This is a genomic window from Paenibacillus sp. FSL H3-0310 (assembly GCF_038002785.1).
In the GTDB taxonomy this organism is placed as follows: Bacteria; Bacillota; Bacilli; order Paenibacillales; family Paenibacillaceae; genus Paenibacillus_AQ; species Paenibacillus_AQ odorifer.
Window position 1 is genome coordinate 649,554 of the sequence record NZ_JBBODC010000001.1, and the last position, 23,051, is coordinate 672,604.

Annotated in this window: 16 protein-coding genes; 10 read left to right on the forward strand and 6 right to left on the reverse strand. The window is 47.4% G+C overall.

Annotated features, from left to right (window positions below):
* Positions 1 to 8 precede the first annotated feature (8 nt).
* Together MHH63_RS03015 and MHH63_RS03020 are read left to right on the forward strand one after the other, a co-directional pair.
* Positions 9 to 761 (forward strand): HesA/MoeB/ThiF family protein, encoded by a 753-nt coding sequence (locus tag MHH63_RS03015; RefSeq protein ID WP_076146351.1) that lies wholly within the window; start codon positions 9 to 11, stop codon positions 759 to 761.
* A complete protein-coding gene (locus tag MHH63_RS03020; RefSeq protein WP_280753694.1) occupies positions 758 to 1,888 on the forward strand; it encodes a homocitrate synthase/isopropylmalate synthase family protein in 1,131 nt (376 codons plus the stop codon). Before MHH63_RS03015 ends, MHH63_RS03020 begins: the two co-directional genes overlap by 4 nt.
* A gap of 92 nt (positions 1,889 to 1,980) precedes the next feature.
* Here MHH63_RS03020 and MHH63_RS03025 read toward each other — a convergent pair whose 3' ends face one another.
* The 3 genes from MHH63_RS03025 to MHH63_RS03035 all read right to left on the reverse strand — a co-directional run bounded on the left by MHH63_RS03025 (position 1,981) and on the right by MHH63_RS03035 (position 5,367).
* Entirely contained in the window at positions 1,981 to 2,871 is an 891-nt protein-coding gene (locus MHH63_RS03025) for a carbohydrate ABC transporter permease (protein WP_036679567.1), read from the reverse strand.
* Positions 2,872 to 2,898: 27 nt separating this feature from the next.
* Positions 2,899 to 3,783, reverse strand: coding sequence for a carbohydrate ABC transporter permease (locus MHH63_RS03030; protein WP_036679565.1), 885 nt, complete (start codon positions 3,781 to 3,783; stop codon positions 2,899 to 2,901).
* A gap of 207 nt (positions 3,784 to 3,990) precedes the next feature.
* Entirely contained in the window at positions 3,991 to 5,367 is a 1,377-nt protein-coding gene (locus MHH63_RS03035; protein ID WP_340394553.1) for an ABC transporter substrate-binding protein, read from the reverse strand.
* A 238-nt stretch (positions 5,368 to 5,605) separates the two neighbouring features.
* Here MHH63_RS03035 and MHH63_RS03040 point away from each other — a divergent pair, with 238 nt between their 5' ends.
* The 5 genes from MHH63_RS03040 (at position 5,606) to MHH63_RS03060 (ending at position 12,781) form a co-directional block, all read left to right on the forward strand.
* Entirely contained in the window at positions 5,606 to 7,426 is a 1,821-nt protein-coding gene (locus MHH63_RS03040) for a sensor histidine kinase (RefSeq protein ID WP_340394552.1), read from the forward strand.
* Positions 7,427 to 9,082, forward strand: coding sequence for a response regulator (locus tag MHH63_RS03045; RefSeq protein WP_076129195.1), 1,656 nt, complete (start codon positions 7,427 to 7,429; stop codon positions 9,080 to 9,082).
* Between the two features lie 71 nt (positions 9,083 to 9,153).
* Positions 9,154 to 10,845 carry a glycoside hydrolase family 13 protein gene (locus MHH63_RS03050; protein ID WP_076186343.1) on the forward strand — a complete coding sequence of 564 codons (1,692 nt, stop codon included), beginning with the start codon at positions 9,154 to 9,156 and terminating at the stop codon, positions 10,843 to 10,845.
* Between the two features lie 152 nt (positions 10,846 to 10,997).
* The gene (locus tag MHH63_RS03055; protein ID WP_076279956.1) at positions 10,998 to 11,732 is read left to right on the forward strand and encodes a class I SAM-dependent methyltransferase; all 735 of its coding nucleotides are present in this window, start codon (positions 10,998 to 11,000) and stop codon (positions 11,730 to 11,732) included.
* The gene (locus tag MHH63_RS03060) at positions 11,732 to 12,781 is read left to right on the forward strand and encodes an MBL fold metallo-hydrolase (RefSeq protein ID WP_341171197.1); all 1,050 of its coding nucleotides are present in this window, start codon (positions 11,732 to 11,734) and stop codon (positions 12,779 to 12,781) included. The genes MHH63_RS03055 and MHH63_RS03060 overlap by 1 nt, the downstream gene beginning before the upstream one ends.
* Before the next feature lie 1,636 nt (positions 12,782 to 14,417).
* Here MHH63_RS03060 and MHH63_RS03065 read toward each other — a convergent pair.
* A complete protein-coding gene (locus MHH63_RS03065; protein ID WP_076129198.1) occupies positions 14,418 to 15,026 on the reverse strand; it encodes a phosphatidylglycerophosphatase A family protein in 609 nt (202 codons plus the stop codon).
* A 269-nt stretch (positions 15,027 to 15,295) separates the two neighbouring features.
* On the opposite strand from MHH63_RS03065, the gene MHH63_RS03070 reads away from it, so the two are divergent.
* From MHH63_RS03070 to MHH63_RS03080, 3 genes are all read left to right on the forward strand, one after another.
* Positions 15,296 to 16,429: a GerMN domain-containing protein gene (locus MHH63_RS03070; protein WP_175620010.1), complete on the forward strand. Its 1,134-nt coding sequence runs from the start codon at positions 15,296 to 15,298 to the stop codon at positions 16,427 to 16,429.
* A gap of 163 nt (positions 16,430 to 16,592) precedes the next feature.
* Positions 16,593 to 17,351 (forward strand): ribonuclease PH, encoded by a 759-nt coding sequence (gene rph, locus MHH63_RS03075; RefSeq protein ID WP_036686952.1) that lies wholly within the window; start codon positions 16,593 to 16,595, stop codon positions 17,349 to 17,351.
* 1 nt (position 17,352) lies between these two features.
* Positions 17,353 to 18,009, forward strand: a complete 657-nt coding sequence (locus MHH63_RS03080; RefSeq protein ID WP_076129200.1) for an XTP/dITP diphosphatase — start codon at positions 17,353 to 17,355, stop codon at positions 18,007 to 18,009.
* A gap of 391 nt (positions 18,010 to 18,400) precedes the next feature.
* On the opposite strand, the gene MHH63_RS03085 is transcribed toward MHH63_RS03080, so the two are convergent.
* Together MHH63_RS03085 and MHH63_RS03090 are read right to left on the reverse strand one after the other, a co-directional pair.
* Positions 18,401 to 20,803 (reverse strand): glycosyl hydrolase family 18 protein, encoded by a 2,403-nt coding sequence (locus tag MHH63_RS03085; RefSeq protein WP_340394550.1) that lies wholly within the window; start codon positions 20,801 to 20,803, stop codon positions 18,401 to 18,403.
* A gap of 60 nt (positions 20,804 to 20,863) precedes the next feature.
* Positions 20,864 to 22,807, reverse strand: coding sequence for a glycosyl hydrolase family 18 protein (locus MHH63_RS03090; protein WP_341171198.1), 1,944 nt, complete (start codon positions 22,805 to 22,807; stop codon positions 20,864 to 20,866).
* Positions 22,808 to 23,051 lie beyond the last annotated feature (244 nt).

Here is a 23,051-nt window from a genome sequence, read left to right on the forward strand (position 1 = left end):
GGGAGAAAATGGAGCAGCTTGTAGGCGGCACCGAACTGGAACGATACGCTCGCCAATTGAAGCTGCTTGGAGAAGGTGGGCAGAAAGCGCTAAAAGAAGCTACAGTGATGATTGCTGGAATTGGAGGGCTTGGAGGCACTGCCGCACTTTATTTAGCTGCTGCCGGAATCGGCAAGCTGATCTTGGCGCATGAAGGAAACATTGTGCCTCCAGATTTAAATCGACAGATATTGATGGACAGTGATCATTTGGGTATGGAAAGGATGAGCACAGCCATTCAGCAGCTAAAACGTCTGAATCCAAATGTTGAAATGGAAGGATTTAATTCGAAGATTGAATACAATATGGCAAAACCTTGGGTAGAACAAGCCGATATAGTGATTGATGCACGGTATGATTTTCCGGAAAGATATACGTTGAACCGCCTATGTGTAGAAACCGGCACGCCAATGGTAGAGGCGGCGATGTATGGATTTGAGATTTCACTAACAACGGTTATACCTGGTGAAACCCCTTGCTTAGAGTGTCTTTATCCGGATGTGAATCCAGAATGGGAACCGTTTGGCTTTCCAGTATTGGGAGCAACCTCCGGAATTGCGGGTTGTCTGGCTGCGTTGGAAGCCGTAAAATGGGTTACAAGGGTAGGGACGACTTATGCGGGCGTAATGCATCGCTTCAATTCACTCGACTTCGCCTGTTACAGCGTCCATATTACCCGTAATCCGAATTGCACTTGCTGCGGAGAGGAAGGTAAACCGTGAAAAGTCTCAGGCTATGTGACACGACACTTAGGGATGGTGAACAGGCGGCTGGAGTTTCATTCACGAGGGAAGAAAAGCTGGAAATCGCAAGGTTGCTGTCGGAATGCGGAGTGGAGCAAGCAGAGGTAGGAATTCCTGCCATGGGCAAGCAAGAGCAAGAAGATATTGCGGCCATCGCTGATTTAGGTCTACCTATGAAGATGATGACTTGGAATCGGGCTTTGGAAAGTGATATCGACAAAGCTTGGGCGACGGGTGTGAACTGGAGTCATGTATCGATCCCTGTCTCGGAAATTCAATTACAAGGTAAGCTAGGTTTAACACCTGCCAAAGGTCTGACAAGATTACTGCATGCGACGGAATATGGCCAACGGCTAGGAATGACTGTGTCGGTGGGGATGGAGGACTCTTCAAGGGCAAGTATGGAGTACCTGGTTGAACTGGTAAATACATTATATAAAGAAGGCATTCGTTGGTTCCGTTATGCAGATACGGTATCTGCTCATCATCCGGGTCAAATGGCAGAGCGGGTAAGCACATTACTTAGTGCTGTTCCTGTAGATGTAGAGCTTGAGGTACACTGCCACAATGATTTTGGTCTTGCGGCTGCAAACACACTTAGCGGTATTGCCGCGGGTGCGGTCTGGGCAAGCACTACGGTAGCAGGGATTGGTGAACGTACCGGGAATGCAGCAATGGAAGAAGTAGTGATGGCTTGGCGTTATCTTTATGGCGGAGAGAGCAGCGTACGTCCGGAGTGTTTGAAGGGGCTGGCGGATAGGGTGATCACAGCCTCGGGCCGAAGTGTCGGCGATGCCAAACCAATCGTCGGATCACTCGCCTTCACACATGAATCTGGGATACATGTTGACGGTTTGTTGAAAGAAACAGCCACCTACCAGACCTTTGATCCCACAGAGGTGGGGAGAGCACATCATTTTGTGTTAGGTAAACATTCCGGAAGTGGTGGAATCATACATGTACTGAACGCACATGGTTTAGAGGTTAGTGCTGGAACCGCGGGACGTTTGCTTGAACGGGTGAGAGACTATGCCGAAGTTAATAAAGTGAATGTGCCAGAGCTCCTCTTGGTTGAATGGCTGAGGGAGGATTGGCAACGACCGTAAGAGATATTAGTAAGAATGAATAAAGGCTGACAAGACGGGTACGAAACCTGTCTTGTCAGCCTTTTAATGTTGTTAGGATTAAGTTTATTGTGTTACCCCTTAACCGCTCCAGCGGTAATTCCCTTGGTCATCTGTTCTGTGAAGAGCAGGTAGATCAGGATGGTTGGGATAGCGATGATCGTCATAACAGCGAACTGTGCACCATAGTTGGATGAATACTCACCAGTGAATTTCATAATGGAGAAGGGAATCGTCTTAAGATCTTCCGAGGTGAGGAAGGTGTTCGCCATAATGAATTCATTCCACGTGCTGATGAAGTTGAGCACACAGATGGTTGCCAGCGCCGGTTTGGTGATGGGCAGGATGATACGGAAGATTAACCCGTAAATGCCACTGCCATCAATAACGGCGGACTCTTCAATAGCCCGTGGGATGGTCTCCAGGAACCCGGTCATAATCAGGACACTCATGGGGATGACAATGGCTGAGTAAGGCAAAATCAATGTGTACATATTGTTCAGCATCCCAAGCTTGTTAAACAGAATGAAGTTTGGCAGCAATGTAGCGTGAATCGGGATGATCATGCCTAACATGATTAGAGACAGGACAATGCCACTTAGCTTCCATTTCATCCGGGTAAACGCATATCCCATCATCAGGGACACCAGCGCAGAGAGCATAACAGTTATCACTGTAATGATAAGACTGTTGGCAAAATAACGTGGCACACGCCCGTAGGTAAAAGCGTTTCGATAGTTCTCCCACTGGGGTGGAGAGGGCCATTTCAGAAATGAGCTTCCGAAGAACTCACCGCTCTTGAGCAGGGAATAATCGATCAACCAAATAAGCGGAAATAACTGAATCAACGCGATGATACACAGGAACACCATCATTAGAATTTTGCCCGTTGTAGGCTTTCTGCGTTCTTGTTTGTGAAGGTTTAGCTTAGGGGGTGAAGCGGCAGGCGATAAGGAATTATTCATAGGATATCCTCCGGTTACAGGGTTTCTTTAAAATTCTCCGATATCTTTCTTTAAAATCTTGTTGAGGATAACGGTTAGGATCAGGCAGAACACAATAAACAGAATCGAAATGGCATTACCATAGCCGTATAGCGATGATGAGAAGGCGGTTTTGTACAGATAGTTCCCTAGGAACTGTGTGCTATTTGCAGGGCCACCGTTGGTCATTAAGAATACGGTTTCCATTTGCTTAAGACAGGTGGTGACGGCAATGATGATGGCAACCCGCATCATCGGCGAAAGCAGCGGAATGATGATACGCGTGTAGAGGGTAAAGTTGTTGGCGCCATCGATTCTTGCGGCTTCGCTTAAATCTTCCGGAATGCCTTGCAGACCTGAATAATACAGCAGCAGTGCATACCCAAAGCCTTGCCACATAACAACAATGATGATGCACCAGATGGCTGTCTTCGGATCACCGAGCCAATCATGCGTAAGTGCGTCCAATCCAACTCCGCTTAGCAGCTTGTTGAGCAGTCCGTAGTTCGGATGGAAAATTCCGGTCCACAGCTTGGCTGTAACGACGACGGAAATTACAGCGGGGATAAAAAAGATCGTCCGGAATATTTTTTCGTATTTGCCGGAGTTGGTTAGGAATATCCCCATGAGAATGGCAAAGGGATGTTGTAAAAATACTGTGGCGGCGGTCAGGAGCAGGGCGTTGACCAGCGATCTCCAGAACACTTTGTCATGAAATAGAATTTCGCGGTAGTTATCAAAGCCGATGAAATTGTATTTGCCGATCCCGCCCCAATCCGTAGAACCGTAATAAGCGCTCATGAAGATAGGGATGCAGATCATAAAAGCAAATAGGAACAGTCCAGGTGCGATGAGTAAGAAAATCGCTTTTTTGTCGCTTAACACTCTGTGCATGGAAATCTCCGTCCTTTTAAAGAGTAATCTATCTATTACCATCGTAACGGGAAGCCAGGCACCGGAACATGCCGTAAATTTCAGATCGGTGTATACATTTTTTCGAAAACAAAACCCCGGCCTCTGGGGGAAGCCGGGGTTTGCGCACTGCCATCTATAAGCTTACTTCAGGAGCGCTAAGGTTCATGTTTTTTGTAGTTCTCTGGTTTATTTACCAGCGAATTTATCGGATGCAGTATCCAGTGCTTTGGCGAATTCTTCAGGGGTAATCGCATCAGATAGCAGGCTTTGATGCGCCTCCATTACCTTTTGCTTGAACTCATCGTCACCCACATCCTGCAGTGGAGTACCGCTGGAAGAGGTCATGGAGCTGAACACTTCAATCAATTCTTTTTGCAGCTGGGTTTCGTTACCCGTTAGGAATTGATCGAATTGCTGCGCAGGTGTACCCGCGCCAGCTTGCCATAGCATTTTAGACCAATGCTCTGGAGCGAAGAAATATTTCAAGAAATCAACAGCGGCTTCAGCATGTTTGGAGTTTTTGCTGACTGCATATCCACCACCATACCAAGCGGCATCATCGGTTGCTTTACCTTTAGCTGAAGCTGGGAATGCGAAAGCACCTACGTTATTGCGGAATTCTTCAGAGAAGTTCTCGTCTGTTGCCAGACCCGACTCCCAAGCGCCCATAAAGAACATGGCAGCTTGCCCTTGTCCGAACAAGTTGCGTGCAGCACCGTAATCGGCAGTCAGCCAGCCATCGGCAAAACCTTTAGCATCGGCGAATTGCTGCATTTCAGTTGCAGCTGCAACCAGACTAGGATCTGTAAAGGATATTTTACGTGCAACAGCTTCATCCATTGTATTGAAATCGCCAGTCTGACGTTGGGCTACAAATTCATACCAGATAGGCAGTGTCCAAGCGTCCATACCATTCATAGCGATCGGGTTAATTTTCTTGGCACGAAGTGTTTTGACGGCGGCAAGCAAATCATCTGTTGTTTTTGGAACCTCGATGCCGTTGTCAGCAAATATTTTTTTGTTATAGTACATCACCATGTAGTCGGCACCACGCGGCAAGCCGTAAAGCTTACCGTCTTTACTGAAGCCGTCCATGGATCCGGACACAAACTGATTACCTTCGAAGTCAGCACTGTTCAGTTCAAGCAGTAGATCGTTATCCAGCAGCGGACTCAGGAAGGAGGGCTGACCCCAGGCTTGAATGATATCAGGCAGCTGATTGCTGGAGGCATATACTTTGATTTTTGATTTGTAAGGCTCATCTTGAAGCGCTTCCACTTCAATCTTGACGTTAGGGTTCTCTTTCATGTAAGCATCGATAATGTCTTGCTCTACCTTACCTGAACCATTGGCCCGATCCGCGAGCGCGGTGAAGAACTTCAGTGTGATTTTTTCGGCGGGTGTGTTTTCCCCTGCACTAGCTGTTGCTTCGGCAGTAGCTTCGGCCTTGTCATTTGTAGGTGCATTGGTAGCTTTCGCATTGTTATTTCCGCCACCGCAGCCTGCCAGCAGAGCTGGTAGCATTAGACTCATAAGTGCTAGCTTTATTCCTTTACCTTTCATCAAAAACCCACCTTTTTTATGAGATATATTTCCACGAGAACGGCTGTCATCAAACGAGGACGACAATGTCGTTTCATCTTGCATCCCCATCTTAAGAGTTTATGACCGATAGAAACATGGTCCATATTTAAGAACTATGTAGGCATTTTTCAGTGATTGTAAAAAGCTGGTTCAGGGTTTAATGATTTCAGTTATACTTGGTTTACACATTTATTGATTATACATGAAGGTGGTTCTCATGAATCGAAACATCCGCTTATTAAGCCGTTATCGCCATCTTCCGCTCCAGTTTAAGCTGTTATTATGGTTTGTGCCGCTGCTTCTCGTGACTATATTTGCTATGGGGTGGAACTCCTATCAGATCTCTTCGCAGCAGGTGGTGGAGAAAATGAAACAGTCACAGGATCACCTGACCCGAAAAACAGCAGAGCAGATTGATGAGATGGTGAGGGGAATGATTTCTTTTTCCAATACACTCTTTCTGGATGAAAGTGTGCAGCGGCTCTTAGTGTCGTCAGAAGCACAAAAAGAACGTAATTCCGTATTTAAAACGGTCACCAACCTGATGGTCGCTGGCAATTCGATTCAATCCCTGATTCTATACTCTTTGGAAGACCAGAATAACGGGGCGGAGCCTTTTGCTGCGAACCAAGCCGGATTGACGACTGGCATGAAGTTCTCTAACTTTGTCCAAACCTCGTACTACAAGGAAGCCGTTGAAGCCGCAGGCAGTCCAACCTTTGGATTGTCCAGACCCACGGATGGCATATTTGTTGGTGATCATTATCATAAGATTGTACTTTCCAGAATTATCAAGAATGTATATACTTTAAAACCGGCAGGGCTAGCGGTGATCGGGGTCGATGCTGGTAAGATTGGAAGCCAATATCTAGACAACTCTGAAGATGATGTAGATATGTTTGTGGTAGATCGAGACGGGCTCATCATTACGGCTTCTAACCGGAGCTGGATCGGCAAAAGAGATCTTGATCTTCCGTATTTTGCGGACAGCGATCCTAAGTTGAACCTAGAGCAGAGACTGGAGTCTACAGCGGATCACAAACAGTGGATTGTCTCGCATCTGCAGTCAGAAACGACGGGTTGGTATGTGGTGGTTGTGCATTCCAAACGGCAGCTTGTCAAAGAGCTGGGACAGATTTCACAGGTCACGGTGACGATCGCTTTTCTGTGCTTAGCAGTTAGCTTAATGGTTACCTGGCTCGCCGCCGCCTCAATAACGAAACCGCTGAAAAAGCTTTCCCGCTCCATGCGCAGATTCCAGACAGGGGATTTCACACAGCGCGTATTTTTTGAAGGAAATGATGAGATTGGTCTCTTGGGCCATGGTTATAATCTAATGGTGCAGCGGATCAAATCGCTCATCAATGATGTATATGCCTCCAAACTGAAGCAGCAGGAAGCAGAATTGAAAACGCTTCAGGCGCAGATCAGGCCGCACTTTTTATATAACACGCTGAATACGATTTGTTGGGAAGCTGAGAAGAAGGGCGACAAAGAAATAGCGGATATGGTCTATTCGCTTTCTCAAGTATTCCGGCTGAGCTTAAATGATGGGCGGGATACGTTTACATTGGAACAGGAAGTAGAGCTTGTGACGAATTATTTGTTCCTGCAAAAAAATCGGTTTAGAGAACGTTTTGAGTTCGAAATTGCCTTGGATGAGAGTATCAAGGATTTCACAGTTCCGAAGCTGCTGCTCCAGCCACTGGCGGAAAATGCAGTGATTCATGGGATCGAGCCACTGGCAGGAAGCGGACTAATCTCGATTCGCGCCTTCCGCAAAGATAGGACTATTGTGCTCGAAGTTCAAGATAACGGGGTGGGAATCACGCCGGAAAGACTTCAGGAGCTACATCAGCGTTTAGCGAGAGGAAGCTCTATTTCGGAGGAAGAGGAGAATGCTGGACGTTCGGGGTTTGCGCTCTCGAATGTACAGGAACGTTTAGCTTTGTTTTTTGCCGGAGCCTCATTGCAAGTAGAGAGTGTAGAAGGAGCAGGCACACGTATTATCATTCATATCACTGTGGAGGGTCCCTAAATGATGAAGCTGAAGCTGCTGATTGCTGAAGACGAAGACACCATCCGTGAGGGTATCGTCAATATGATTGACTGGAATTCGCATCAGATTGAGGTAATGGGCGAAGCGGGGAACGGAAGTGAAGCGCTGGCTCTGATGGAGTCTGAACAGCCGGATTTATTGTTAACGGATATCCGCATGCCGCAGATGAATGGTCTGGAGCTAATCGAAGCTGGACGGCGTCGCGGTTACGACTTTCGCTCGATTATTTTATCTGGCTACAATGAGTTCTCTTATGCGAAACAAGCGATTGCGCTGGGGGTTGTCGATTATGTGCTGAAGCCGTGCCGGCCGGAGGAAATTCTGAAGACGGTACTCAAGGCTAAGGAGCTAATTGAAAGGCAGCGTTGTCAGGAGAATGAACAGCTAAAAAGAGATCGTTCCTGGCATAAAAATGCACCGCTTGTCAAAAGCCAAGTGCTGTCCCAATGGATTCATCATCCTCCGGTTCCGCTGGAGCGGCGGCAGGAGCTGATCGGTGAGTTAGCTATGGCTATTAGTCACGAAGGTCCGCAGATTGGGCTGGTCAGCTTTGATTTTGATCCTCCCTCTGCCGGTGGGTCTGGACAGGATTTTGTACTTTTACGTTACGCGGCCCTAAATATTATTAGTGAGACCTTGTCTCCTATCTATAAAGGAAAAATCGAGACCTTCCATGATGGCAATCTCCTGCTCTGGATCGGCAGTGGTTTAGCTGGAACGGATTCTCGCAAGTCTTACCGAACCCCCATCTATTTAAAAGAGCAGATTGGGATGCTGCAAAGCAATCTGGAGAAATACCTCAAGCTGTCAATCAGTATTGCTGTAGGCTCCTGTCGTGCGGATATTTCGGAAGCTCACCTGTCTTATAAAGAAGCGCTTCAGGCCATGGAATCCCGCTTTCTGAACGGGAAAGGCGGCGTTTATTTTTTTACAGAAGGTTCAGGAGTTATTGGGGGTGGCGCACAGGAGATCGGGATTTTAGATGATCCTGAATTAAATGTGCTGGAGGATGAGATGCTTGTGGCAGTCGGTGCAGGAAGTAATGAGCTTGCCCTCGATCTGCTGGAGCAGTGGCTGGAACGTTTTCGCGGAAACCCCGGATGCCTCAAGCAGGAGGTGAATATTCGGGCAACAGCTTTTGTCGTTCGCCTTAAGAGGCTTGCGCAGGAAAAACAAGTAGCTGGATTTGAATGGAAGCAGCATTTGGTCAATTGGATGGAGCAGGCACCACAGATCGAGACGCTGGAGGAATTATCTACGATCCTGAATAAGATCATGCAGAATGTGGTGGAGGCTTTTTCTAAACATCGCCCTCTGCATCGAACAGTAGTTACAGCGCTTGAGATCATCCGTAACAAATATAATACCAATCTGTCTCTGGAGTATGTTGCGAAGGAAGCTTATGTATCTAATACTTATTTAAGTTCACTGTTCCGCCAGGAGCTGGGTGTGAATTTTCTCGATTACTTGCATCAATACCGGGTAGAAGAGGCAAAAAAGCTGCTCCGCCAAAACTTAAAAATGTACGCCGTTGCAAAGTTAGTGGGCTATGGGGAAGAACGCCACTTCAGTGCTACTTTTAAGAAATGGACCGGACTTACGCCCTCACAATATCAAAAGGGACTAGGGAAGTAGGAGTAAATTGTTATCTACTAGGCTTTGTGTGGTTAAACTCTACATATAGCTAAATAGGAGGTAACCGAGAAATGAACCCGAAATGGTGGAAAGAGAGTGTCGTGTACCAAATTTATCCGATTAGCTTCATGGATAGTAACGGAGATGGGATTGGAGACTTGCAAGGAATCATATCCAGACTGGATTATCTGCAGGATTTAGGTGTAGACGTGATTTGGGTCTGCCCTATTTATAAATCACCAAACCATGATAACGGTTATGATATCAGTGATTACTGTGACATTATGAAGGAATTTGGCACGATGGATGATTTTGACCATTTGCTGAGGGAGATGCACGCACGTGGGATGAAGCTGATGATGGATTTGGTTCTGAACCATACGTCACATGAGCACCCATGGTTTGTTGAATCCAGATCGTCGAAGGATAATCCGAAACGGGACTACTATATTTGGCGAAAAGGAAAAAATGGAGGTCCCCCGAATAACTGGGAGTCTTATTTCAGTGGCTCGGTGTGGGAGCTTGATCCGCGGACCGATGAATATTACCTTCACCTCTATTCCAAATATCAGCCTGATCTGAACTGGGAGAATCCGGTGGTCATTGATAAGCTGCATGAGATGGTGGAATGGTGGCTGAAGAAGGGTGTGGACGGATTCCGCTTTGATGCCATTGCACATATCGTGAAGACGAAAGGTTACCCGGATGCGGATAATCCAGGTGGAACACCTACCGTAAGGGCTTATGGAATGTTCTCCAATCTGGCAGATGTGCATACCCTGCTACAGAATTTATATGATAAAGTGCTTTATTTCTACGATATTATGACGGTAGGAGAGACCTCAGGACTTGGACCGGAGCAGGCGCTAGATTATGTAGGGGACGGGCGTAGAGAGCTGAATATGACTTTTCAGTTTGAGCATATGTTTCTGGATGCCGCTTCGGCAGGTAGTGGAAAATGGGATGTCGTCCCATGGAGTCTACTGGAGCTGAAAAAGATTATGAGTAATTGGCAGACGGTTCTGCATGACAAAGGCTGGAATGCGAATTATCTCTGCAACCATGACCAGCCGCGCGCAGTGTCCCGGTTTGGGAACGACCTTTTTTACCGGATTCCTTCGGCTAAAATGCTGGCGACCTTCATTCACATGCTGGAAGGCACACCTTATATTTATCAAGGCGAAGAAATTGGTATGACGAATGTCTGTTTCGAATCCATTGATGAGTACCGGGATGTAGAGACGCTTAATTATTATGAAGAAAAGCGAAAAAACGGCGTTCCAGAAGAGCAGATTATGTCTGCCATTCATCATAAAAGCCGGGATAATGCCCGCACCCCGATGCAGTGGGACGATGGTCACGCAGGTGGTTTTACGACGGGGACTCCTTGGATTGAAGTAAATTCCAACTATATGGAGATCAACGCTGGCAATGCGATTAAAGATCCCGATTCCATCTACAACTACTATAAACAGCTGATTGCCCTGAGAAAAAAACACAAAGTCATCGTTTATGGAGCCTACGGGCTGCTGCTCGCAGAGCATACAGAGATATATGCGTATACTCGGACATTAGAAGATCAGCGGCTGCTGGTTATTCTGAATTTTTATGATGGAGAGCCTGTATTCGAATGGCCAGCGGAGTTCCAACCAGACAATATTGAGCTGTTAATTTCTAATTATTCCGTAGAAAAAGATGAGCAGATCCAACCGCTTAAACTTCGTCCTTATGAAGCGCGAGTATATTTGCAGCAGCTTGTGTAAGGGAAGCTACAGGAATGAGTTGTCATGAAGGGGCTGAGCGCTCCACTGTGACAACTCTTCTTTGAGTTTGTGAGTAAAAGACTGTACAATGGCGATACATTAACATACATAGAGTGGAGTTACAGGAAGACGCCTGTGGGAGGAGAGACAACATGACTGAATGGTATGAAAAGAGCTTCGGAGAGGATTATCTGGTCGTATACAAACATCGAGACTTTGGTGGAGCTCGTAAAGAAGTTGAACGAATGATCTCGTGGCTGGGACTACCGCCAGGCTCCAAAGTGCTGGATTTATGTTGTGGGATGGGACGTCATTCACTGGCGCTTGCGGAAGCAGGGTACGAGGTAACTGGAGTAGATTTATCAGAGGTATTACTGCGTGAGGCAAGATCTCAAAAAGGAGCGGAGCAGGTAACTTGGCTGCGTTCTGACATGCGGGACCTACCGTTAATAGGAGGTTTCGATGCTGTGGTTAATCTGTTCACTTCCTTTGGTTATTTTGAAGAGGATGAGGAGCAGGTAAAGGTTTTGCGTGAAATCTATCGGATGTTGAAGCCGGGTGGCAAGTTTGTTATTGATTATCTGAACCCTGCGTATGTGATTCGTCATCTGGTGCCGCATTCTACCCGCGAGGATGGAAAGAATCTGATTGATGAGTCGCGGCGGATCGAGGATGGGTATGTGAAGAAGGACATCATTTTAACCTCTAAAAATGATTCTACATCTCGTCAATATCATGAACGTGTGAAGCTGTATTCATTGGAGAAATTCAGCGGAATGATCGAGGAAGCGGGTTTACAGCTCGAAGCTGTGCATGGCAGCTATGAAGATGAGGTTTATAATGCAGAAAGCTCCACGCGGATGATTTTTAGTGGAATTCGATCGTAATGGTATCAGGAAAAAGATTCAAAGGCGGTGATCGCACCATGTCTAAGGCGGATATCACTTCATGGGACAAGAACATTCTTCAGGTCTCGGTGCCCATGGACTCGCCGCTTCGTCAAGTGAACAGCTATATTCTGCCTGATGAGGATGGCAGAATTACTATTATCGATCCGGGTCCGCGTAGCCCGGAGACAGAAAAATGCTGGCATGCGATCCTGCAGGAGCTGGGATTGTCGTGGAAGGACGTGCGGGATATCGTCGTAACGCATCATCATCCCGATCATTATGGATTGGCGGGATGGTTGCAGTCGCAGACCGGATGTAAAGTATGGATGACTGAACGTGCTCATGCCGAGGCGATGTTGATGTGGGGCGGTAACACGGATATCAATGAAGTTTTGCCGTTATATTTCATCAGACACGGAATGTCGGAGGAATGGTCGAGTGGAATTAAAGCGCATTTGGAGAGCTTTGACGCTCAAGTAGAGCCACAGCCGGTTGTAACTTATCTGAATGAGGTAGAGCCTTTCGGGATGGGTGGCCGTGAATGGAAATTGATTGTAACTGGCGGACATGCACCGGGACATGTGAGTTTCTATCATGCGGGCAGCGGGCAAATGATCTGCGGCGATGCTGTGCTGCCGCAGATTTCGCCCAATGTCAGCCTGCTTCCAGGCAGCGATCCACAGCCGCTGCAGACGTTTCTTCAGGGGCTGCGGGAGCTGGGGAGCTACCCGGTCAGCATGGCGTTCCCGGGTCATCGGGAACCGTTCACGGGCTTCGCGCACCGGGTCAGCAGTCTGCTCGCTCATCATGAGGAGCGGCTGGATACCACGGCAGCCTTGCTCGCAAACGGCCCGCTGAGCGGCTTCGCCGTCTGCGAAATTCTGTTTCGCAGCCGGGTAACCACCGTTCACCAGATGCGCTTTGCGATGAGTGAGACACTGGCGCATCTGGCGGAGCTGATGCGCCGGGAGCGGGCAGTGATGATAGAGGCGGACGGTGCTATCTTGTTTGCAGCATCTGAAAGTGCTGGTGACCATGTTAGTTAGAGTTTCTAGCGCGATCGAAGAGTGATGAATGATGAAATGAATTGAGATATGAATGTTATGATCGAGTAGAGGTACAGAGCAGTCTTGTGTTATTGGGACTGCTCTTTTTTGGGTTTTGGTTTTAGTGACTAGGTAGAGAGTATATTTCGGTGCTATTTATATGAATATTGAGCTCCTTAGTCCGACCACATACCAAACTAACATTTGATACATACTCATGCGTCACGCTGATCATTTGGATTAACATTTGATTACTTTACTCATGCGTCATGCTGATCATTTAGATTAACATTTGATTACTTTACTCATACGTCATGCTGATCATTAGGACACAGATTTGATTACTTAACGCATGCGTCATGCTGATCATTCGGACTAACATTTGATTACTTTGCTTATGCGTTATGCAGGTCATTCGGACTAATATTTGATTACTTTACTCATGCGTCACACAGATCATTCGGACTCAGATGCAGCTATTCGTGGATTTTGAGACTTTTGAGGTGAGTATCGGACCGGAGAGGCGTTATTGCTAGTGCAGAGGGTTGTTATTGGTCATTTTTGAGTGAATAGCGACTATGGAGTCCGAAAGTGTCCAAATCAATGGGGATATGTGAGTATAGTGTCACCTGAGTCCGATCGCATTACCAAACTAACATTTGATTACTTTTCTCATGCGTCATGCTGATCATTCGGGCTCAGATTTGATTACTTACTCATGTGTCACACAGATCATTCAGACTCAGATTTGATTACTTAACTCATGCGTCACACAGATCATTCGGACTCAGATTTGATTACTTAACTCATGCGTCACACAGATCATTCGGACTCAGACGCCGCTATTCGTGGATTTTGAGACTTTTGAGGTTAGTATCGGACCGGAGAGGCGTTATTGCTAGAGTGATGGGTTGTTATTGGTCATTTTTGAGTGAATAGCGACTCTGGAGTCCGAAAGTGACTAAATCAAGGGTGATTTATGGAAATAGGGTCACCTGAGTCCGATCGCATTACCAAACTAACATTTGATTACTTTACTCATGCGTCATGCTGATCATTCGGGCTCAGATTTGATTACTTACTCATGCGTTACACAGATCATTCGGACTCAGACGCCGCTATTCGTGGGTTTTGGGACTTTTGAGGTGAGTATCGGACCGGAGAGGCGTTATTGCTAGTGCAGAGGGTAGTTATTGGTCATTTTTGAGTGAATAGCGACTCTGGAGTCCGAAAGTCACTAAATCAAGGGTGTTTTATGGAAATAGGGTCACCTGAGTCCGATCGCATTACCAACTACCATTTGATTACTTTACTCATGCATCATGCTGATCATTTGGACTCAGATGCAGCTATTCGTGGGTAAAAACACATCTTGCCGAGTAGCTAAGTGTTGGTATTGACTAATTGGGGAATTTCTCCCTAATAATCTACGAATGTAGCTATAAATTAAGGTTTTCGTAGAGTTATTAGGGAAGAATTCCCTAATAACTTAGGTTTTGAACGATTTTCGGTATTTTTTAGGGAGTTTTCCCCTAAAACTGTCCCAACCCAACCTTAAAAAAAGCGATTGTCTCATAACCCGCAAGGGTTACGAAACAATCGCTTTTTAATTCTCAGAGTGTACCCAAAACACCGGTTACTCCGGTTGTTTTTCATGTTCTGCAAGTTTCCTTGCAGCTTCTTCGCGATCCTCAGGTGAATGCGGAAGTTCGAGGTCTATCTCACGCTCAGCTTGCTTACGGTGTGCGATTCGGCTACTAGCTGCAGCGGCTACCGCGCCGACGATATCGTCGAGGAAGGTGTGGATCTGCCCGGTGTTTTTGTCGTTCAACCGTTCAAGAACGCCTGGCTTAAGCTTGTCCACATAACCATAGTTGGTGAAGCCAATGCTGCCATATACATTTACGATGGAGAAAGCCAGAATCTCATCCACTCCGTATAATCCCTCATCATTTTCGATCATATCCTGAAGCGGCGGAAACAACTTCCCCTCCTCCGCGAGCATGTCCAATTGAATGCCCGTAAGTACCGCATTTTGCACTTCTCGTTTGCTGAGTACCATCTCAACGTTATGGACACATTCTTCCATCGTTAAGTTTGGATAATATTTTTTTTGCAGAAACATAACGAGCTCTGCGATTTCCTGCAGGTTCACTCCACGCTTATTCAACCACATTTTGGTCGCATCTGCGACTGCCTTGCTGTTCAGACTGTAAGGTATTTTTGCGATTGGTTCATCAGCCATGATTAGTCACCTCGTAAGTTAAGTCTTTGCATTACAACGTTCGTTAGCATGATGTTAAGCGCTGGTGTTATCTCAGATTGTACGTTTAGAAAAAGTATTTGTCCAGAAAACGGAGTCTATATGAATTAAAATCTAGATCCAACCTAACCTGAAAATAAAGCGCACAGGCTTTTCCAACAATTTAGGATAAGCAGTTGTTATTTTTTGGACAAAGGTCTCGTATACATAGCAGTACAAATGCTATCTAACCTTGAAAGGGGTAATAAATGATGAAAACAATGCAACAAATCCGCGGGATTTCCGCAGTCTGCCTACTCGCAGTTCCACTGGCACTGTCCGGTTGCGGCTTGTTCGGTTCGGAATCAGCATCGATTGATGCTCCGCCACCTGAGGTTGAAGCGCAGATGTTACAGACAGAGGGAAATAATACTTTGGATTCAGGTGTATTTGGTCCAGTGGCTCAGGATGATGCACAAGCAGTTGTGAAGGACAGCACCAAAACCGCTAAAGCAACGGATAAAGCAACGGCTTCCGGTGACCGGACGACCGTATATTTGGAAGATGGAAATGGCTTACTCGCTCCAGTGTCGCTAAATCTGCCAAAAAGCAAAGATTCCAGCACGCTCAAGAACTCTTTAATGGCATTAGTGAATAAGGGAGAATATGCGTCCTCATTGCCAGAAGGCTTCCAAGGCATTCTACCAGCTGGAACTGAGGTGCAAAGCATTACGGTAGACAAGTCGAATTTGGCAGTTGTTGAGTTCACTTCGGAATTTAACAACTATGATGCTGCGGATGAACGCAAAATCCTTGAAGCGATCACTTGGACACTTACCGGTCAAGATGACATTAAAGGTGTACAGTTCTGGGTAGATGGTAAAAAGCTTACGGAAATGCCGCTTCAAGGTACTCCGCTGGATCGCCCGCTGTCCCGTACAATGGGCATTAACCTGCCTAAACAAGGTCCATCTTTGATGAACTCTAGTGCGGTTACTGTTTATTTTTCCACAACATCTCCTGACGGTATCCAATATTATGTTCCGGTTACGCGCTTTGTACCCGCAGGGCAAGAGCAGCTGACTGCTGCTATCAATGAGCTGATTGCGGGACCTGAATCCGGAGACGGTCTGGAAATGGTTATGACACAGGGCACATCACTTGATTCGGTTGAAGCCGGACAAAACGGTGTTGTTACTGTATCCTTGACTGACGATATGTTCGCAGATGGGAAGGAAGTTCCTGCCGAATTACTGGAATCGGTTGTTCTGACTGTTGCGCAAAATACGGAAGATGCTCTGGTTCAAATTCGTTTGAACGGCAAACAATCGATTACTGACACTGACAATGTGGATTATAGCAAACCTGTTTCTGCACCTGAATTTTTGAACGAGCTCCCGTTATAGAATGACCTTCTAAGGTTTAAAAGATGCTTTTGTGCCTCCTCTTTGGTAGAATAAAAGTTGCTCAAAAAGACGTAACGTCCCGAACGGTGAACTGCCGCAATGAACAACAGGGAAACGGGACTCACACTAAACTATTAGCTATACGATGTAGGAGGCAGAAAAGATGAGATCAAACGGGCGAACTGACGACCAATTACGGCCGCTGACAATAACGACCCAAACGAATAAATATGCTGAGGGCTCCGTGATCATTGAGATGGGAGACACCAAAGTTATTTGTACGGCTACTGTAGAGGAAAAAGTGCCTCCGTTTCTTAAAGGACAAGGAAAAGGCTGGGTAACTGCCGAATATTCGATGCTTCCTCGGGCCACCCAGTCCCGTAATCAACGTGAAGCTGCACGCGGTAAACTTACCGGACGTACAATGGAGATCCAGCGGCTGATCGGCCGTGCGCTTCGCTCCGTGGTGAATTTACAAGCGTTAGGTGAACGCAGTATTACGCTGGATTGTGATGTGATTCAGGCGGATGGGGGAACTCGGACGGCTTCGATAACAGGCGCTTTTGTTGCCATGGCATTTGCTATTAATAAAATTGCACTACAGCACAAGCTGGCTGTTTTTCCTATAACAGACTTTTTGGGAGCAATTAGTGTAGGTGTTGTAGGGGATAAAACATTGCTCGATCTGAATTATGAAGAGGATTCCAAAGCCAAAGTGGATATGAATGTAGTCATGACCGGCGGCGGTGCTTTTGTTGAGGTACAAGGGACTGGCGAAGAAAGACCATTCTCGCGTCAAGAGCTGGACCTATTATTAGGTCTAGGTGAGAAGGGAATTTATGAACTGATTGCGGCGCAAAAAGAAGCGCTCGGAGCGATTGCTCTGAAAATCCCTTCCGGCCAACCGGGCCAAGAGGTGTAACATGAATTCCACGGGCAATATTCTCATTGTCGCAACGAAGAATAAGGGGAAGGTGCGCGAGTTCGAGCACGCTTTTGCCCCGCTGGGCCTGACAGTTAAGAGTATGTATGACTATCCGCATCTGCCCGATGTGGTGGAAGACGGGGCTACTTTTGCAGAAAACGCATTTAAAAAATCCAAAGCCGTAGGTGATGCACTTGGAATTCCGGTACTCGCTGATGATTCGGGTCTTTGTGTAGATGCTTTGGATGGCAGACCGGGTGTGTACTCTGCACGTTTTGCCGGTGAAGACGCTACGGATGGGGAAAATAACCTGAAGCTGCTTAGCGAGCTAGAGAGATTGAAACAGGGGGAAGACACAGATCAGCCTTTGCTGAGCACGGCTAGGTTCGTCTGTACTTTATCGCTGTACGATCCAGTTTCCAAGCAGGAGCTAACCGCAGAAGGTGCGGTCGAAGGCTGGATTACTTCAGAACCATCAGGTGCTGGCGGTTTCGGTTACGACCCGCTATTTTATCTGTCGGAACATGAAAAAACTATGGCCGAGCTTACGCTGGAAGAGAAGCAGCAGATTAGCCATCGAGGAACTGCACTGCGACTGCTGACGGCAAAGCTGGAGAAAAAACTGGCAGCCGAAGGCGGCCTATCGCAGGAATAGATTTTTATATAAAAATGGGGGTGTCCAAAAGCCGCGAAATGGCTGCTGGGCACCCCCGTTTTTTATTCCTTCCCCTTAAACAAAGCATCAAACTTCGTTCGATTCTAGCACATTCACCCGTATGAAGCGGCTACCCGGACACAGCTGACCTTAAACGCAGCTTTATCCGATTTGAGATTCGAACGGACCCCAAAGTCGCTATGGGCACGAAAAACACCCCGAAAGAAGCATTTCATAAGGAATAGCAGCACTGGAGTCCGATACACAGCTCCAAAGGCTTGAAATTTGTAAATAACGTCAACTGGGTCCGTAACGTAAGCCCCAAAGGATGAAAATGCCTCTGCACTAATAATGGGATGTTCTCCTTGTTGGAATCAAGGAGAGTACCGGATTACATCAGCTTCCAAAGAGCAGGTGTGGAAGCTGGCTCCCACCCCTGAAGTGAAGTGTGAGGCTGCAAGCAGGAATACGTTTTTCCACTGTAGGCGACGACATCACCTACTTTATAAGCAACTCCTGTTACCCAGCTAGACCCTCCCGAAGTAGGAGTAGCAGTCGGTAATGGAGTTTGCGTCGGTGTTACGGTTGCGGTGGGCGTCGGTGCCACCGTAGGCGCTGGAGTAACGGTTGCAGTAGGCGTCGGTGCCACCGTAGGTGTCAAAGTCGGTGTCAAAGTCGGTGTTACTGTTGGAGCTACAGTTGCCGTTGGTGTAGACGTTGCTGTTCCACACACGCTGATGTATTTCCAGACACCGTCCGGTCCGCTAAGATCGGGACGGTCTCCTTGTGTCCACCACTTGGCTTCATAGAGTGAGCCGCTGTAGGAAACGCGTTGTCCGCCAGTATATGCGGTTGCCGCATTCCAGGTCGCTGCCGAGCATTGTCCCGGCGTAGGAGTAGGTGTTGGCGCTACAGTTGGCGTAGGCGTCACGGTTGCCGTCGGAGTCGGTGTTGCCGTTGGAGTAGACGTTGGTGTTGGTGTTGGCGTAATGCCTCCGTACAGTTTATCGTATTCCTGTTGGGACGAGTTTCCGTTCAGGGTGATTCGCTGTGGACCGCCTGAAAAGTTCAGCTTCATCATACCCGGAATTTCAAGTGAAGCTCCATTCGCAATAGTTTGAGTAGCTGTACCTGTAATACGGTAGCGGTTGAAATCCCAGGCCGTGGAGATTTGCTCAACGCTACCGGCTCCCCATGCCGAGGTTAGGGTTGTAGTTGTTGGCAGGTCGAACTCCAGCTTCCAGCCACCGGAAATATCTGTGCCGGTATTGTTCGTTATTTTTAATGAATAGGTATAGTTCGGATGATCATAGGCGCCGCTGAAGCTGAGGTTGAAGTTTTTAGGTTCAGGCAACTGCGGCTTAGGAGCTCCGCCCGGCGGCGAGGCTGTCTTCAGCTGATCATAGGCAAAATCGGTCAGAGAATTGCCATACGTATAAGTGCCATCGCTCTGCTCAGAGTAATCGCCCGTTAGTTCCCAGAACATCATACCTCCCAAGCCTTTTTGCTTGATGTAATCCAGCTTGTAGCCAAGAGATTCCTTATCTTCATACGTAAGAAAAATCTTCTTGTCTGCATTGAATAAGTACGGTGTTTTGGTAACAGGATCGAAGTAACGCTTATTCGCTGGATCTTTGAGCAGATTTAGCACATGCCAGATCGGATTTGCACCAGCAGGCTGCTCTGGTGCGGGATCATTCCAGATCCCGTATTGGCCATCTGCTCCCCCACCGGTTGTCGGAGCTGTGCCGTAAAGGCCGGTATTGTTGATGCCTCCATTCACATTTTTCCAGCCTCGTGAATAATAAGGAACTCCGATCACGATTTTTTCCGGAGGAAGCGTTCCAAGATAGTATCGGACCGCCCAGTCGGTATTCAGAACCGGAGTGCCCAGCGCAGCAGTTTCAGTATCGCGGGAATCCGGGTACAATGCAGAATGCGGCCCTACATATCCATTCCAAGCCCCATGGAAATCATAGGTCATAAGGTTCGCCCAGTCTAAATACTGATTGGCTTCCCCAAGCTTCATGCCCCCAAGAATCCAGGAAGAGGCAGTGGCCGCAATGGTCAGGTCATATTTCTGATTGTCTTGTGAACCTGCCAGATCGAGCTTTTCGCGAAGTTTTTTCATAAGAAGAACGTAGTTGTTGTAATTAACTGTACGCAGCGGTTCTGCCACGGCAAAATCGTTAGGATTACCGGACTGCCCAGTGCCAGAAGGGTACTCCCAATCGATGTCTACTCCGTTGAACTGATAGGTACGCAGAAAATCCACAACACTATTGGCAAAAGCTTCTCGCCCGGCTTCTGAATTCGCCATGTTGAAGAACCCTCCGGAACCCGACCAGCCGCCAACAGAAATCAGGGTGCGGACATCAGGATAGAGCTGTTTGTACTTAACCAGTTGGTTAAAATGCCCCTTAAAAGGCAGGGTGGTCAGCTGACCGGGATAGTCTTTTTCGATTGCAGCTGTACGGTCCATGAGATCAATCTTGTTCGTTTGAGGATTTACCTTGGCGAAGGCGTAGTTAATATGGGTAATTTTATCCCACGGAATCTTGTCTACGGTGTAAAATCCTTTGTTCTCCTGATCGCCCCACTCTGGGAAGTAAGCAACGATTTTGCGAGGATGATCAGCTGCTGGAGCGGGAGCGGAAGGTGTTGTTTCCGCGGCATGGGCCACTGGTAAGGATGCACCTGTCCCGGTGTAAAGTGGAACCAGAACGATTAGGCTCATTAGCGCAGCAAGGTAACTTATGGATATTTTGCGCTTAGCACGTGCTTTTGCAATCATATTTAATATACCTCCAAAGGGGGATAATGTTATTTCAGGAACGATGCTTCCTGCAAGTCTTTAATTGAGCTTCCATAGCGCAGGTGTGGTGGCTGGCTCCCAGCCCTGAAGTGAAGTGTGGGGCTGCAAGCAGGTATATGTTTTTCCGTTGTAAGCGACGACATCACCTGTTTTGTACGCAACGCCTGTTCCCCAGCTAGACCCTTCCGAAGTAGGCGTAGCGGTAGGTAAAGGAGTTTGTGTAGGTGCAACGGTTGCAGTTGGCGTTGGCGCTAAAGTAGGCGTAGGTGCAACGGTTGCGGTAGGCGTTGGTGCTACCGTAGGTGTTAAAGTTGGGGCCACAGTTGCAGTTGGTGTCGCTGTTCCGCATACGCTGATGAATTTCCAGACCCCATCAGTTCCGCTAAGATCAGGACGATCCCCTTGCGTCCACCATTTGGCTTCATAGACTGAGCCATTGTAGGAGACACGCTGTCCGCCAGTGTATACGGTTGTTGCACCCCAGGTCGCTGCAGAACATTGTCCCGGTGTAGGCGTTGGGGTTGGCGTCACGGTTGCAGTTGGCGTTGGTGTTGCAGTTGGAGTTGCAGTAGGTGTAGCGGTTGCAGTTGGTGTTGGTGATGTGGATGGTGTCGGTGTCGGCTGCACCACTCCGCCACCAAGATCGGCGTTTAGTTTATTGGTTAGTGTTTTGTTCCGGTCACCACTTGTTTCCCAGAACATAGCACCTGCAAGACCCTTGGACTTCAGGTAGCTGATCTTGTGGCCAAAGGATTCTACGTCGTCATAGCTGATAAAGGTTTGATTTGTTGGATTATAGAGATAAGGCACTTTGGATGTATCATTCCAATAGCGGATATAACCGTTTTTGTTGATATAATTGGCTTCGAGATCATAGAAATCATAGCTGCCTTTTTCCCATGTACCCGTTGGTGAGATGCCAGCGGACACCTGATATTGGCCGTTTCCTGAAGCAGGAGCTCCGCCCCAACCACGACCGTAAAAAGCCATGCCAAGTACAAGCTTGTTCGCAGGTACACCATTCGCAAGATAGGAGGTTACCGCTTTATCGATGTTAAAATTGTGCGGTTCGGTTAAGCCCGAAGCGGAAGCTGCGGGATCATAGTACAACGGAGCATTGTGTCCGGTGGTGGTGTTCCAGCTCCCATTAAAGTCATAGGTCATAATATTGATCCAGTCGACAACGGAAGCAATGCCGGCCAGATTATTATTGTTGATATACGTTGGGCCTGCCCCGGAAGCAATGGTCAGCAGATAGGTTTTTCCATCCGCCGCGCCGGCTGTATTCAGCTTTTCGCGAACTTTTTGCAGCAGCAGTACATAGTTTTCTTTATCTTCAGAACGGTAGCTATTGCCTGCGAGTCCACCACTTACTGGATATTCCCAGTCGAGATCCACGCCGTCCATCTTGTATTTTCGAATAAAATCAACCGCGGAATTGGCAAAAACCTCACGGGTCGCAGCTGTCGCAGCTACATCCGAGAAACGGTTCGACCAGGTCCAGCCCCCAACGGAGATTAGGGTCTTCAGGTTCGGGTTCTTTTCCTTAAGCTTCCATAGCTGCTTCAGGTTACCTTTGATGGGATCATCCCATTTGTCATCCCCGAAGCTTTTTCCAGTGTCAATCCAAGGGTCACCAAGAACAATCGTACCGTTCGGAACGCTGATGGCTTGGCCTTGCTCATTCTGGCAAGACCAGGTCACCGGATTAGGTCCGGTGGGGTCGGGATTGCCATGGATGCCATTCCAACAAATATCCGCAAAAGCGTAGTTAATGACATTCATTTTGGTAGGATCGATATCAGTTACATTGTAAGCACGCCCGTAAGCGGCCCATGAAGCGTAATAACCAACCAGTTTGTAATCCTGTGCGGCGTTGGCTGTTTTGGGACTGCCGCCCAGGGTGGAAAAGAGTGTCAGAACAAGCGCGGCGATCATCGTAATTGCAAAGGTTTTGCGTGAAGCTTTTTTCGTGAAGATCATTGAATTTCTACCTCCTAGATTCAAAGTGTAGTTCGAAATTCTTTTCGGCAAGATGTCCTGACCTTCACCTCCCGTCGGTTCTAGTGCACCATCACCCTTGGCGTTTCTATCATTCTATTGAAGATCAATTCGTAGATTCAGCAGCAAAAAAGCAGCGGTCCAAATCAAGCCTTACCCAATCAGTAAGCGCTTTCTTTTATGCTTTTTATGTGCTGCTGTTTCATGGATTTTTAAAGATGTAACA

Coding starts and splice junctions, on each gene's coding strand:
- MHH63_RS03015 (WP_076146351.1), top strand. CDS start 9: ATGGAGCAGCTTGTAGGCGGCACCGAACTGGAACGATACGCTCGCCAA.
- MHH63_RS03025 (WP_036679567.1), bottom strand. CDS start 2,871: ATGAATAATTCCTTATCGCCTGCCGCTTCACCCCCTAAGCTAAACCTT.
- MHH63_RS03030 (WP_036679565.1), bottom strand. CDS start 3,783: ATGCACAGAGTGTTAAGCGACAAAAAAGCGATTTTCTTACTCATCGCA.
- MHH63_RS03035 (WP_340394553.1), bottom strand. CDS start 5,367: ATGAAAGGTAAAGGAATAAAGCTAGCACTTATGAGTCTAATGCTACCA.
- MHH63_RS03040 (WP_340394552.1), top strand. CDS start 5,606: ATGAATCGAAACATCCGCTTATTAAGCCGTTATCGCCATCTTCCGCTC.
- MHH63_RS03045 (WP_076129195.1), top strand. CDS start 7,427: ATGATGAAGCTGAAGCTGCTGATTGCTGAAGACGAAGACACCATCCGT.
- MHH63_RS03050 (WP_076186343.1), top strand. CDS start 9,154: ATGAACCCGAAATGGTGGAAAGAGAGTGTCGTGTACCAAATTTATCCG.
- MHH63_RS03055 (WP_076279956.1), top strand. CDS start 10,998: ATGACTGAATGGTATGAAAAGAGCTTCGGAGAGGATTATCTGGTCGTA.
- MHH63_RS03060 (WP_341171197.1), top strand. CDS start 11,732: ATGGTATCAGGAAAAAGATTCAAAGGCGGTGATCGCACCATGTCTAAG.
- MHH63_RS03065 (WP_076129198.1), bottom strand. CDS start 15,026: ATGGCTGATGAACCAATCGCAAAAATACCTTACAGTCTGAACAGCAAG.
- MHH63_RS03070 (WP_175620010.1), top strand. CDS start 15,296: ATGAAAACAATGCAACAAATCCGCGGGATTTCCGCAGTCTGCCTACTC.
- rph (WP_036686952.1), top strand. CDS start 16,593: ATGAGATCAAACGGGCGAACTGACGACCAATTACGGCCGCTGACAATA.
- MHH63_RS03080 (WP_076129200.1), top strand. CDS start 17,353: ATGAATTCCACGGGCAATATTCTCATTGTCGCAACGAAGAATAAGGGG.
- MHH63_RS03085 (WP_340394550.1), bottom strand. CDS start 20,803: ATGATTGCAAAAGCACGTGCTAAGCGCAAAATATCCATAAGTTACCTT.
- MHH63_RS03090 (WP_341171198.1), bottom strand. CDS start 22,807: ATGATCTTCACGAAAAAAGCTTCACGCAAAACCTTTGCAATTACGATG.